We start from the raw sequence: 12,163 nt of genomic DNA, 5'->3' as shown, positions 1-12,163 counted from the left end.
CGCCGTGGAGGCCGAAGCGGCCGGCGCGATCGACGCCACCACGGCCGAGGCGGCCCGCACCGCCGCCGCCCTGATGGCGATGACCAACGTCTACTACCGCGCCGTCCACATGGCCGGCGATGCGGACCTCGGCAAGCTGCCGGCCGGCCTGCGCATGAACGCGATGACCAAGCACGGCATCGCGCAGGCCGATTTCGAGCTGTTCGGGCTCGCGGCCTCCGCCGTGAAGGGCTGCGAGGGTTGCACCCGGGCCCATGTCGAAGGCGCCAGAAAGCACGGCGTTCCGCTGCCCGCCATTCAGGCCGTCCTGCGGATCGCCGCCGTCGTCCATGCGGCCGCGACCGTCCTGGACGCCGCCACCACCCGTTCGCCGACCGCCGCGCTCGCGGTCGCCTGAGACCCCCGACACCGATCAACGCCAAGGATTCGAGACGACCATGCTCACGGTAGGCGACAAGCTCCCGGCCTTCGATCTCCAGGCCGTGGTTTCCATCGAGCCGGGCTCCGCGTTCAAGCGGATCACCGACACCAGCGACGCCGGCAAGTGGAAGATTCTGTTCTTCTGGCCGAAGGACTTCACCTTCGTGTGCCCGACCGAGATCGCCGCCTTCGGCGCCATGAACGGCGAGTTCGACGACCGTGACGCCGTGATCTACGGCGCCTCCACGGACAGCGAGTTCGTGCATCTCGCCTGGCGGCAGAACCACAAGGACCTGAAGGCGCTCCCCTTCCCGATGCTGTCCGACATCAAGCGCGAATTGTCGGCAGCGCTCGGCATCCTGCATGCCGCGGAGGGCGTGTGCCTGCGCGCCACCTTCATCGTCGATCCGGAAGGCATCATCCGCTTCGTCTCGGTGAACGACCTCAGCGTCGGCCGCAATCCGCAGGAGGTGCTGCGGGTGCTCGACGCGCTGCAGACCGACGAGCTGTGCCCGTGCAACTGGCAGAAGGGCGAAGCGGTCCTCGAGGTCGCCTGAGCGACGCCACGCGGCGGTCGTGACGACTGCGCAGCGGCGCTCCCGTCACGCCCAGACTCCCGCCCGCCAGAGTCCCGCCCGCCGTGTCCCGAGAGGACGCGGCGGGCGTTTTCGTCGGCGGTGCCTTCGCACCTGTTCGGGCCGACGTCGCAGGCCGGCGATTCGTCCGTGCGCGACGCCCCGGCCCGCCCCTGCGCGAGCCCCGGCGCGCGCTTGAATTTTCCTTATCGAATAACCATTTACGGACGGGCACAATATCCTGTACCTGCCCCCGCTTTCGTGTCACACCGTGCGGCGTCATTCCCGTTCCAGGACCACCTCCGAAGCTCGTTGGCATGGACGAACCGACCCCCTCGCAGATCCCCTCCGACGGTTCCGACTACGGTGCCGAGTCGATCCAGGTCCTCAAGGGCCTCGATGCCGTGCGCAAGCGGCCCGGCATGTATATCGGCGACACCGACGACGGCTCCGGCCTGCACCACATGGTGTACGAGGTCGTCGACAACGCGATCGACGAGGCGCTCGCCGGCTACGCGAAGGAGGTCACGGTCGCGCTGAACGCCGACGGCTCGGTCACGGTGCGCGACGACGGACGCGGCATCCCGACCGACATCCACAAGGGGGAGGGCGTGTCGGCGGCCGAGGTCATCATGACCCAGCTGCACGCCGGCGGAAAGTTCAACCAGAACTCCTACAAGGTCTCGGGCGGCCTGCACGGCGTCGGCGTCTCGGTCGTCAATGCGCTGTCGAGCTGGCTCAAGCTGACCATCTGGCGCGACGGCCAGGAACACACGATGGAGTTCCGTCACGGCGTGGCGGTGGCCCCGCTCGCGATGACGGGCGACGCCGACGGCAAGCGCGGCACCGAGGTGACGTTCCTGCCCTCGACCGAGACCTTCACCATGGTGGAGTTCGACTGGGCGACGCTGGAGCATCGCCTGCGCGAGCTCGCCTTCCTGAACTCCGGCGTGCACATCGTGCTGACCGACCGCCGGCACGCGGTCGAGAAGCGCGAGGAGATGGTCTACGAGGGCGGCGTCGAGGCCTTCGTCCGTTATCTCGACCGCAACAAGAAGCCGCTGATCGCCGACCCGGTCATGATCAAGGCGACGCGCGACGGCATCGAGGTCGAGTGCGCGCTGTGGTGGAACGACGGCTATCACGAGGCCGTGCTGTGCTTCACCAACAACATCCCGCAGCGTGACGGCGGCACCCATCTGGCCGGCTTCCGCGGCGCGCTGACGCGGCAGATCACCGGTTACGCGGACTCGGCCGGCATCTCCAAGAAGGAGAAGGTCGGGCTCACCGGCGACGACTGTCGCGAGGGCCTCACCGCGGTGCTGTCGGTGAAGGTGCCGGATCCGAAGTTCTCGTCGCAGACGAAGGACAAGCTGGTCTCGTCCGAGGTCCGGCCGGCGGTCGAGGGCGTGCTCAACGAGGCGCTGGCCTCGTGGCTGGAGGAGCATCCTGGCGAGGCCAAGACGGTGGTCGGCAAGGTCGTCGAGGCCGCCACGGCCCGCGAAGCCGCGCGAAAAGCGCGTGAGCTGACGCGGCGCAAGGGCGCGCTCGACGTCGCCTCGCTGCCCGGCAAGCTCGCCGACTGCCAGGAGCGCGATCCGGCCAAGTCCGAGCTGTTCATCGTCGAGGGCGACTCGGCCGGCGGCTCCGCCAAGCAGGGCCGCAACCGCGAGTTCCAGGCCGTGCTGCCGTTGCGCGGCAAGATCCTCAACGTGGAGCGCGCCCGCATCGACAAGATGCTGTCGAGCCAGGAGATCGGCACGCTGATCACGGCGCTCGGCACCGGCATCTCGGAAGAGTTCACGGCCGACAAGCTGCGCTACCACAAGATCATCATCATGACGGACGCCGACGTCGACGGCGCCCATATCCGCACGCTGCTGCTGACCTTCTTCTATCGGCAGATGCGCGCGCTGATCGATCGCGGCCACATCTACATCGCGCAGCCGCCGCTCTACAAGGTGAACCGCGGCAAGTCCGAGCAGTACCTCAAGGACGACCGCTCGCTCGAAGACTATCTGATCGCCACCGGTCTCGACGAGGCGGTGTTCCGCGCCCATTCCGGCGAGGACCGCGCCGGCCCCGACCTCAAGCTGCTGATCGATCAGGCCCGCACCGTGCGGGGCGTGCTGGCCGGCCTGCACAGCCGCTACCGGCGCGCCGTGGTCGAGCAGGCCGCCATCGCCGGCGTCCTCAACCCGGCGATCGCGCTCGATCGCGAGCCCGCCGACCGCGCCGCCGCCTATATCGCCCGCCGCCTCGACGCGCTCGCCGACGAGACCGAGCGTGGCTGGGAAGGCCGCTTCGTCGACGGCGAGGGCTTCACGTTCGAGCGCATCGTGCGCGGCGTGAAGGAGGTCGCCATGATCGACGGCGCGCTGCTCGGCTCCGCCGAGGCCAAGAAGCTCGACGATCTCGCCCCGCTCCTGCAGCAGGTCTATCCGCGGCCCGGCGTGCTCCGCCGCAAGGGCGACGAGACGCCGATTCACGGCCCGATCGACCTGATCGAGGCGGTGATCGCGGCCGGCCGCAAGGGCGTCGCGCTGCAGCGCTACAAGGGCCTGGGCGAGATGAACCCCGACCAGCTGTGGGAGACCACCCTCGACGTCAACGCCCGCTCGCTCCTCCAGGTGAAGATCAAGGAGGTCGACGAGGCCGAGGACATCTTCACCAAGCTGATGGGCGACGTCGTCGACCCGCGCCGCGAGTTCATCCAGGAGAACGCCCTGGCCGCCAGCGTGGACATCTGAGCGCTGGGCGGGATATCGTCTGGCCAGCCGGTTGGCGGGGGTGGAGGCCAGCCACGAAGGTGCCGCATGGGCGAACACCACAGGGGCCGACACGATCGTGATTTCGTCGCGTGGACCCGCGAGCAGGCCGACCTGCTGCGCGCTATTCCGCACGAGACGAGCCCGCTCGATCTCGGCAATCTGGTCGAAGAGATCGAAGACATGGGGCGTTCCGAAATTCGGGAGGTCTCGAACCTGCTGCGGCAGACCCTCCTGCATCTGTTGAAGATCGCCATCGATCCCGACGCGCCCTCGGCGATGCACTGGTTCGACGAGGTGATCGCGTTCCAGGGCGATGCCGCCCTCGTCTTCTCGCCCGGGCTCGCACGACGGATCGATCTGCCGCGGATCTGGCGGGTCGCCTGCAACGGTGCAACACGTTCACTCGCCAAGCACGGCATTTCGGCGCCGCCGCTGCCGCGCGACTGCCCGCTGTCGCTCGACGCCCTCGTGGATCCGGCCTTCGACCCGGATGCCGCCGTGGCGTCCATCGCCACGGCCGTAGACACCGGCGACCGGAGCAAGACGGAGACACCGCCATGAAGTCGTGGTCGATGGCCGATGCCGCGGCCGACATTTCCGCCGTGATCGACGCTGCACTCACCGACGGGCCGCAACGGATCGAGCGCCGCGACGCCGAGCCGGTCGTGGTGTTGGCCGACTCGGCATGGATGCGGCTCGTGGCCGATTATCCGACCATGGCAGACCTGGTAACGCGCGCCCCGATCGACGCCGACGATCTTCCCGACCGGCGGCCGGCCCGCATCGGACGGTCAGACCTGCTCTGATGTATGTCCTCGACACCGACGTCCTGTCGCTGACGAGCCCGACCTCTGGCTTCGCCGGTGAGGATGCCGAGGCGTGGGTCTCCCGAAACCACGACCGTCTGTACTTCAGTGTCGTGACCATCATGAGGTCCAGTTCGGCATCGCGAAGTGCGTCGCGAAAGGAGCCACGGCAAAAGCGGAGCGGTTGCGGCGCTGGCTGACGGCAGCGGAGACGATCTACGGATCACGGATCGTCCCGGTCACGACCGAGATCGCCCGCAAGGCCGGGGATCTCCTCCACGCCGCACGCACGCTTGCGTCTCCATGCCGCCTGCGTCGCCGCCGCCCGGTCCGCCCCCCTAGGGTCCGAGGACGTACGGGATTGCCCCGGCTGGTCGAGTTCGTCGGCCCGGACCATGGTACCAACGATTTTTTTGTTGCGGCGGTTGGGCTCGCGACGATGCGGCGGTGCGCGGTGACGCGCCCGCAGGCCGGCCCGGCCTTCTGATCCATTTCGAATATCGATGGCTGGGGAACAGTGATGTCCAAGATCAAGTATTTCAGTGGCGAGACGATTCCGCTCGAGATGCACAAGGTGCGCATCGTCCAGAAGCTCGCGCTGCCGCCGATCGAGCACCGCCTGGAGGTGATGACCAAGGCCGGCAACAACACCTTCCTGCTGCCCAACGAGGAGGTGTTCCTCGACATGCTGACGGACTCGGGCGTCAACGCCATGAGCGACCGCCAGCTCGCCGCCATGATGGTGGCGGACGACGCCTATGCGGGCAGCGCCACCTACACGCGGCTGGAGACGAAGCTGCGCGACATCTTCGGCATGGACTATTTCCTGCCCGCCCACCAGGGCCGCGCCTGCGAGCACATCCTCGCCAAGGTCTTGGTGACGCCCGGCTCGGTGGTGCCGATGAACTATCACTTCACCACCACCAAGGCGCATATCACGCTGCAGGGCGGCGTCGTCGAGGAGCTGGTGTCGGACGCCGGGCTCGAGGTGGTGAGCGCGCTGCCGTTCAAGGGCGACATGGACATCGCCAAGCTCGAGGCGACGATCGCCCGGCACGGCGCCGGCAAGATCGCGTTCGTGCGGGTCGAGTCCGGCACCAACCTGATCGGCGGCCAGCCGGTGTCGCTGAAGAACCTCGCCGAGGTCAGCGCAGTGTGCCGCCGGCACGGCATCGTGCTGGTGCTCGACGCCAGCCTGCTCGCCGACAACCTGCATTTCAACAAGACCCGCGAAGCCTCCTGCAAGGATCTGACGATCCGCGAGATCACGCGACGGATCGCCGACCTGTGCGACATCGTCTATTTCTCGGCGCGCAAGCTCGGCTGTGCGCGCGGCGGCGGCATCTGCATCCGCGACAAGGACATGTATCTGAGGATGCGCGGCCTCGTGCCGCTCTTCGAAGGCTTCCTCACCTATGGCGGCATGTCGGTGCGCGAGATCGAGGCGATCACGGTCGGCCTCGAGGAGACCATGGACGAGGACATGATCGACCAGGGCCCGCAGTTCATCGCCTACATGGTCGGCGAGCTGGAGCGGCGGGGCGTCCCGGTGATCACGCCGGCCGGCGGGCTGGGCTGCCACGTCGACGCCAAGCGTTTCGTCGACCACATCCCGCAGGAGCAGTATCCGGCCGGCGCGCTCGCCTCCGCCCTCTACATCGCGGGCGGCATCCGCGGCATGGAGCGCGGCACGCTCTCCGAGCAGCGCGAGCCGGACGGCCGCGAGGTGTTCTCCAACATGGAGCTGGTGCGCCTCGCGATGCCGCGCCGGGTGTTCACGCTGAGCCAGGTGAAATACGCGATCGATCGCCTCTCGTGGCTGCACGAGAACCGCCGGCTGGTCGGAGGCCTCACCTTCGTCGAGGAGCCCGAGGTGCTGCGCTTCTTCTACGGGCTCCTGAAGCCGGTCTCCGACTGGCAGCAGCGCCTGGTGGCGAAGTTCCGCGCGGATTTCGGCGACAGCCTCTGAGGCGCTCCGGCCGAATTCGCGGCGCGACAGGCCCGGCCCGCCTCACCGCTCCACCCGCACCGCGACCTCGTTGCGGCGCAGGAACGGCAGCGTCCAGGGCGGGTCGTAGAACTGGGCCGCCGGCGGGCCGGCCGGCCTCCACGGCGAGGTCGCGAGGATGCGGGTCAGCAGCCGGGCCTGGTGCTGCACCGCCTCCGGCGCCGTGGACCCGGAGAACGTGACCACGGCGACCGTCTCAGCCGGCACCTCGACGATGGCGATGCCAGCGTCGTCCGGCACCGGGAGCGTGTCGCGGGTGAACGCGGCCGGCATGGTGAAGCGGATCGTCCAGCGCCGTCCGTCGCCGCCCGTCCCGGACGCGTCCGTCCCGGATGCCTCGGTCCCGGACTCGTCCGCGGCCGGGCGCTGGGCCACCGGCGCCGTCATGGCGATGCGCTCCGAGGCGGCCGCATCGCCCGCGGCGGGCGCGACCGTCACGGGCGCCGTCATGGCGATCGTGTCCCGCGCGCGGTTGGCGCCGAAGATGAAGCGGGCGAGCCGGCGGAAACCGAGCGAGCGGGCCGCCATCTCGTCGGCCACGACCGTCACGTCGGCGGCGAGCCGCGGCGCATAACGGCGGATCTCGACCGTGTCGCCGATGCGCTCGACGACCTCGTAGCGCGGCTCCTCGGTGCCGGAGCGGATCCCGACCACCCCGGCGGTCCCCTGGAGAATGGATGTGACGATCGACATGGCGGGCTCCCTCGCCGCCGCAACCCGGGCGGGCGGCGGCCATGTCGTCGATTTGGGGTGGCACCCGGCCAGCCGGTAGACCCGCGCCGAACGGTCGCGAGCCGTCGGGCGATAGGCCGACGTCCGGCCGCCGCGCTCGAAGCCGCTTTTACCAAATGTTAACCATAAAATAGCAAATCGGGTGGCCGCGGCCTTCGACAACCGGCCGGTCAGCCAGAGCCCCCGTCAACGCCAGTCCACCCCGCGCATTCCATGAAGACGTTTTCCGACGACCTGCAGTCCCTCCACGCCGAAAGCCGCATCCTGCTGGACCAGAGCCGACGCCTGCGCTCGTTGTGCGAGCAGGCGCGGTCCGAAGCCGCCGCCCTGCGGGCAAAAAGTCGCGCCGCCCGGATCGGCGGCCCGATGCCGCACGACAGCGCCGGTGCGATGTCGCAGCCGGGTTGACGCTCGCCGGTTCCGGGTGGTCGTGCCCGAAGCTCTCGCCCGGACCGGGCCCGATTGGCGGTGAGCCGCGTGAGACGCTAAGAACAGGCCGTCTCGCGGCCGGTCCTCGGCGCGAGCCCCGTCGACCGCTTGGACCATCGCCATGCCCCAGACCGCCAAGGACCTCTCCGGCCGCGCCATCGTGACGATCATCGGCTCGGACCGGGTCGGCATCATTGCCGGCATCTCGACCGTGATCGCCGACGCCGGCGTCAACATCCTGGACATCAGCCAGTCGGTGATGCGCGACTTCTTCACCATGATCATGATGGTGGATCTCGGCGCCTCCGAGGTCTCGTTCGACGATCTGCGCGAGCGGCTCTCCCGCAAGGGCGCCGAGCTCGCCGTCAAGGTCGAGATCGAGCGCGAGGAGATCTTCAAGGCGATGCACCGGGTGTGAGCCTTCCGGCATTCTCTCCGGTCATTCCGGGACGGCGCATGGCGCCGGACCCGGAATCCAGCGACGGTCTCCGCGCTCCTGACTGGATTCCGGGTTCGCGCCTCCAGCGCGCCCCGGAATGACCGAGCGCATCAGAGGGTTCGAAACAAGAGGCATCTGATGAAACACCTCGGCTTCTCGGGCGAAGAGATCCTCGAGACCATCGGCATGGTGCGGCACGAGAAGCTCGACATTCGCACCGTCACGATCGGCATCAGCCTGTTCGACTGCGTCGCCGACGACTGCGCGACGCTGTGCGACAACATCCACGCCAAGGTGACGCGCGTCGCCCGCCATCTCACCAGAACCAGTGCCGAGATCGCCCGCGAGTTCGGCATCCCGATCGTCAACAACCGCGTCGCGGTGACGCCGGTGTCGCTGATCGCCGGCCGCTGCGGCCCCGACGAGATGATCAGGATCGCGCAGACACTCGACCGCGCCGCGGACGACCTCGGCATCGATTTCATCGGCGGCTTCTCGGCCCATGTCGAGAAGGGCACGACGTCGCGGCGCTGCCGGACGCGCTGGCCGCGACGAAGCGCGTCTGCGCATCGGTGAACGTCGGCTCGACCCGGGCCGGCCTCAACATGGACGCGATCGGCCTGATGGGCCGCACTGTGAAAGACATCGCGGCCGCGACGGCGCAGAGCGACTCGATCGGCTGCGCCAAGCTCGTGGTGTTCTGCAACGCCGTCGAGGACAACCCGTTCATGGCCGGCGCCTTCCACGGTGCCAGCGAATCGGACTGCGTCGTGAACGTCGGCGTGAGCGGGCCGGGCGTCGTGCTGCGCGCCGTCGAGGAGGCCGGCGACGTCGACTTCGGGGCGCTGACCGCGGTGATCCGCGGCACCGCCTTCAAGATCACCCGGGCCGGCGAGCTGGTCGGCCGCGCCGCCGCGGCCCGCCTCGGCATCCCGTTCGGCATCATCGACCTGTCGCTCGCCCCGACCCCGGCGGAGCGCGACAGCGTCGCCCGCATCCTCGAGGCGATCGGGCTCGAGGGCGTCGGCACCCACGGCTCGACGGCGGCGCTGGCGCTGCTCAACGACGCGGTGAAGAAGGGCGGCGCGATGGCGTCCAGCTATGTCGGCGGCCTGTCGGGTGCCTTCATCCCGCTGTCCGAGGACGCCGGCATGATCGAGGCCGCCGAGCGCGGCACCCTCACCATCGACAAGCTGGAAGCGATGACCTCGGTCTGCTCGGTCGGGCTCGACATGATCGCGGTGCCGGGCGACACGCCGGCCGAGACGCTGTCGGCCATCATGGCCGACGAGGCGGCGATCGGCATGATCAACCGCAAGACGACGGCGGTGCGCATCATCCCGGTGGCCGGCAAGGGCGTCGGCGACGCCGTGAACTTCGGCGGCCTGCTCGGCCGCGCCCCGATCATCCCGGTGCACACCCAGTCGAGCGCCCGCTTCATCGCCCGCGGCGGCCGCATCCCCTCGCCCCTCCAGGCGCTGATCAACTGATTCGAGAGCCGTCATTCCGGGACGCGGACTGCAGGTCCGCGAGCCCGGAATCCATAGCCCCGGTGCCAGTGGCACACGATAGACCGGGCGTATGAATCCCGGGCTCGGCGCTGTCGCGCCGCCCCGGGATGACCGAGACATCGTCCAACATCCCTGCATCACGAGCGAAGTCGCGCGGGCGCAGCCTCTCGCCCCCTGTCGTCCCGCTGTCATGTCCGTCCGCTAGATCGGTTTCTGCGAACGATCACCCCGATCGTTCGCAACATCCGAACACTCGCCGGACGGGGGCTTCATGCTGCGGCTCGACCACGCGACCGTCACCTACCCGAACGGCCTCACGGCCCTGCAGCCGACCTCGCTGGTCTTCCGGCCGGGCGAGTTCACGGTGCTGCTCGGCGCCTCGGGCGCCGGCAAGTCGACGCTGCTGCGCTGCCTCAACGGCCTGGTGACCCCGACGTCCGGCGATGTGATCGCCGACGGCGTCGGCTCGATCGTCCACGACCGCCGCGCGCTGCGCCGCCACCGCCGGCGCACCGGCATGGTGTTCCAGCAGCACCACCTGATCGGCCGGCTGACCGCGCTCGACAACGTGCTGACCGGCCGCCTCGCCGCGCACGGCTTCGTCCGCTCGCTGTTTCCGCTGCCGCGCGCCGACCGGCGCCTGGCGCTCGCCGCGCTCGACCGCGTCGGCCTTCTCGACCGCGCCCTCGACCGCGCGGACCGGCTGTCCGGCGGCCAGCAGCAGCGCGTCGGCATCGCCCGCGCGATGGCCCAGGAGCCCGAGATCGTGCTGGCCGACGAGCCGGTGGCCAGCCTCGATCCCGGCAGCGCCGAACGGGTTCTGTCGGACCTCCACCGCATCTGCCGCGAGGACGGCATCGCCGCGATCGTCAGCCTTCACCAGGTCGAGCTCGCCCGCCGCTTCGCCGACCGCGTCATCGCGCTCGCGCACGGCCGTGTCGTCCACGACGGACGGCCCGGCGAGATCGGCCCGCGCGTGCTCGACGTCATCTACGACAGGCCGGCGCCACCCCTGGTCGACGCCGCCGAGTGACGGACGCGCCGCGTCCGCCGCACCGACATCACAACGGAAGGACTCTCCCGATGGACCGCCGCAGCTTCCTCTCCGCCACCCTGCTCGGGGCCGCCGGCCTCGCCGGCACGGCCTTCGCGACCCGCACCGCCCTGGCGCAGAACGCCGACCCGGCGAAGCTGCGCGTCGCGCTGCTGCCCGACGAGAACGCCTCGACGCTGATCCAGAACGCCCAGCCGCTGAGGGTCTATCTGGAAGGCCGGCTGAAGAAGGACGTCGAGCTCGTCGTCACCACCGACTACTCGTCGATGATCGAGGCGATGCGGTTCGGCCGCATCGAGGTCGCCTATTTCGGCCCGCTCTCCTACGTGCTCGCCAAGCAGCGCGCGCCCGGCATCGAGCCCTTCGCGGTCGGAGTGTCCAAGGGCTCGCCGACCTACAAGGCCGTGGTGATCGCCAAGGCCGACGCCGGCGTGAAGAGCATCGCCGACATCCGCGGCAAGATGGTCGGCTACGGCGACGCCGCCTCGACCTCGAGCCACCTGATCCCGCGCGCCCTCCTGGCCCGCAACGGCCTCGTCGGCGAGCGCGACTACAAGTTCGTCCATCTCGGCGCCCACGACGCCGTCGCCCGCTCGGTCCAGGCCGGGCAGGTGCAGGCCGGCGGGCTGAGCCAGGAGATCTTCGCGGCGCTCGTCGCGCGCGGCACCATCGACAGCGCCAAGGTGACGGTGCTGGCCGAGAGCGACCCGATCCCGAACTATCCGATGGTGATGCAGGGCACGCTGGCGCCGGCCCTCAAGGACGCGATCCGGGCCGCCTTCCTGGAGCTGAAGGATCCCGCGATCCTGAAGACGTTCCGGGCCGAGGGCTTCGCCGCCACCGACGACCGCGCCTACGACATCCTGCGCGACACCGCCCAGGTGCTGAATCTCGACCTGTCGAAGGTGAAGGGATGAGCCTCGCCTACGACGCCATCCTGGCGCGCGACGGAGCCTCGCGGCTGCGTCGCGCCGGCCTCGCGGCCGCCGTCGCCGCCGTCGTGATCACGGCGATGGCGGCGACCGGCCTGCTCGACCCGGCCCGCTTCGCCGACGCGTGGCCGGCCGTGGTCCAGCTCTCGCGCGAGATGTTTCCGCCGGACTTCAGCCGCTTCCCGCTCTGGCTGCGGCCGCTCGCCGACACGCTCGCCATGTCGATCGCCGGCACGGCGATCGCGGTCGGCCTTTCGCTGCCGCTCGCTCTGCTCGCCGCCGGCAACACCACGCCCAACCGCGCCGTCTATCACGTCGCCCGGCTGATGCTGAACCTGCTGCGCTCGATTCCCGAGCTGATCATGGGCATCATCCTGGTCGCCATGGTGGGCTTCGGCGCGCTGCCCGGCGTGCTGGGCATCGAGCACTCGAAGAACAAGATGGTGGGCCGCGGCGTGCTGCTCGACATCGCGCGGTTCCGTGGCG

The 12,163-nt window shown here is 69.5% G+C and carries 12 protein-coding genes and 1 pseudogene; 12 read left to right on the top strand and 1 reads right to left on the bottom strand.

Translation table 11 applies throughout. The features are described 5' to 3' along the window. The 6 genes from CH341_RS21315 to CH341_RS21290 form a co-directional block, all read left to right on the top strand. A partial coding sequence (locus CH341_RS21315) for a carboxymuconolactone decarboxylase family protein (RefSeq protein ID WP_146604563.1) occupies positions 1-397 on the top strand: 397 nt, incomplete at its 5' end. Between the two features lie 40 nt (positions 398-437). Beyond that, on the top strand, positions 438-977 hold the full coding sequence (locus CH341_RS21310) for a peroxiredoxin (RefSeq protein WP_111420991.1): 540 nt from the start codon (positions 438-440) through the stop codon (positions 975-977). A 335-nt stretch (positions 978-1,312) separates the two neighbouring features. Beyond that, complete coding sequence (gyrB, locus tag CH341_RS21305; protein WP_111420990.1) at positions 1,313-3,745, top strand: DNA topoisomerase (ATP-hydrolyzing) subunit B; 2,433 nt, start codon at positions 1,313-1,315, stop codon at positions 3,743-3,745. 66 nt (positions 3,746-3,811) lie between these two features. Continuing rightward, on the top strand, positions 3,812-4,327 hold the full coding sequence (locus CH341_RS21300) for a DUF29 domain-containing protein (protein ID WP_111420989.1): 516 nt from the start codon (positions 3,812-3,814) through the stop codon (positions 4,325-4,327). After that, positions 4,324-4,572: a type II toxin-antitoxin system Phd/YefM family antitoxin gene (locus CH341_RS21295; protein ID WP_111420988.1), complete on the top strand. Its 249-nt coding sequence runs from the start codon at positions 4,324-4,326 to the stop codon at positions 4,570-4,572. Before CH341_RS21300 ends, CH341_RS21295 begins: the two co-directional genes overlap by 4 nt. A 520-nt stretch (positions 4,573-5,092) precedes the next feature. Beyond that, positions 5,093-6,541 (top strand): tryptophanase, encoded by a 1,449-nt coding sequence (locus tag CH341_RS21290; protein WP_111420987.1) that lies wholly within the window; start codon positions 5,093-5,095, stop codon positions 6,539-6,541. Positions 6,542-6,583: 42 nt separating this feature from the next. Here CH341_RS21290 and CH341_RS21285 read toward each other — a convergent pair whose 3' ends face one another. Beyond that, on the bottom strand, positions 6,584-7,273 hold the full coding sequence (locus CH341_RS21285) for an SOUL family heme-binding protein (RefSeq protein WP_210208497.1): 690 nt from the start codon (positions 7,271-7,273) through the stop codon (positions 6,584-6,586). Between the two features lie 252 nt (positions 7,274-7,525). Between CH341_RS21285 and CH341_RS21280 the strand changes: the two genes are divergently transcribed. The 6 genes and pseudogenes from CH341_RS21280 to CH341_RS21255 form a co-directional block, all read left to right on the top strand. Next, the gene (locus tag CH341_RS21280; protein ID WP_111420986.1) at positions 7,526-7,720 is read left to right on the top strand and encodes a hypothetical protein; all 195 of its coding nucleotides are present in this window, start codon (positions 7,526-7,528) and stop codon (positions 7,718-7,720) included. A 142-nt stretch (positions 7,721-7,862) separates the two neighbouring features. Next, positions 7,863-8,159 (top strand): ACT domain-containing protein, encoded by a 297-nt coding sequence (locus CH341_RS21275; protein WP_111420985.1) that lies wholly within the window; start codon positions 7,863-7,865, stop codon positions 8,157-8,159. A 159-nt stretch (positions 8,160-8,318) separates the two neighbouring features. Continuing rightward, positions 8,319-9,670 (top strand): annotated as a pseudogene (locus tag CH341_RS21270) (DUF711 family protein). Positions 9,671-9,962: 292 nt separating this feature from the next. Continuing rightward, the gene (phnC, locus tag CH341_RS21265; RefSeq protein WP_111420984.1) at positions 9,963-10,724 is read left to right on the top strand and encodes a phosphonate ABC transporter ATP-binding protein; all 762 of its coding nucleotides are present in this window, start codon (positions 9,963-9,965) and stop codon (positions 10,722-10,724) included. A 50-nt stretch (positions 10,725-10,774) separates the two neighbouring features. Beyond that, positions 10,775-11,662, top strand: a complete 888-nt coding sequence (gene phnD, locus CH341_RS21260; RefSeq protein ID WP_111420983.1) for a phosphate/phosphite/phosphonate ABC transporter substrate-binding protein — start codon at positions 10,775-10,777, stop codon at positions 11,660-11,662. Then, a partial coding sequence (locus tag CH341_RS21255; protein ID WP_483475692.1) for an ABC transporter permease family protein occupies positions 11,659-12,163 on the top strand: 505 nt, incomplete at its 3' end. The genes phnD and CH341_RS21255, both read left to right, overlap by 4 nt.

This window comes from Rhodoplanes roseus (genome assembly GCF_003258865.1).
In the GTDB taxonomy this organism is placed as follows: domain Bacteria; phylum Pseudomonadota; class Alphaproteobacteria; order Rhizobiales; family Xanthobacteraceae; genus Rhodoplanes; species Rhodoplanes roseus.
The sequence above is the reverse complement of the archived record's forward strand: the minus strand, read 5'-3'. Positions and strand labels throughout refer to the sequence as shown.

What these genes read in the sequence shown, in the direction of transcription:
- CH341_RS21310 (WP_111420991.1), top strand. Translation starts at nt 438, where the DNA reads ATGCTCACGGTAGGCGACAAGCTCCCGGCCTTCGATCTCCAGGCCGTG.
- gyrB (WP_111420990.1), top strand. Translation starts at nt 1,313, where the DNA reads ATGGACGAACCGACCCCCTCGCAGATCCCCTCCGACGGTTCCGACTAC.
- CH341_RS21300 (WP_111420989.1), top strand. Translation starts at nt 3,812, where the DNA reads ATGGGCGAACACCACAGGGGCCGACACGATCGTGATTTCGTCGCGTGG.
- CH341_RS21295 (WP_111420988.1), top strand. Translation starts at nt 4,324, where the DNA reads ATGAAGTCGTGGTCGATGGCCGATGCCGCGGCCGACATTTCCGCCGTG.
- CH341_RS21290 (WP_111420987.1), top strand. Translation starts at nt 5,093, where the DNA reads ATGTCCAAGATCAAGTATTTCAGTGGCGAGACGATTCCGCTCGAGATG.
- CH341_RS21285 (WP_210208497.1), bottom strand. Translation starts at nt 7,273, where the DNA reads ATGTCGATCGTCACATCCATTCTCCAGGGGACCGCCGGGGTGGTCGGG.
- CH341_RS21280 (WP_111420986.1), top strand. Translation starts at nt 7,526, where the DNA reads ATGAAGACGTTTTCCGACGACCTGCAGTCCCTCCACGCCGAAAGCCGC.
- CH341_RS21275 (WP_111420985.1), top strand. Translation starts at nt 7,863, where the DNA reads ATGCCCCAGACCGCCAAGGACCTCTCCGGCCGCGCCATCGTGACGATC.
- phnC (WP_111420984.1), top strand. Translation starts at nt 9,963, where the DNA reads ATGCTGCGGCTCGACCACGCGACCGTCACCTACCCGAACGGCCTCACG.
- phnD (WP_111420983.1), top strand. Translation starts at nt 10,775, where the DNA reads ATGGACCGCCGCAGCTTCCTCTCCGCCACCCTGCTCGGGGCCGCCGGC.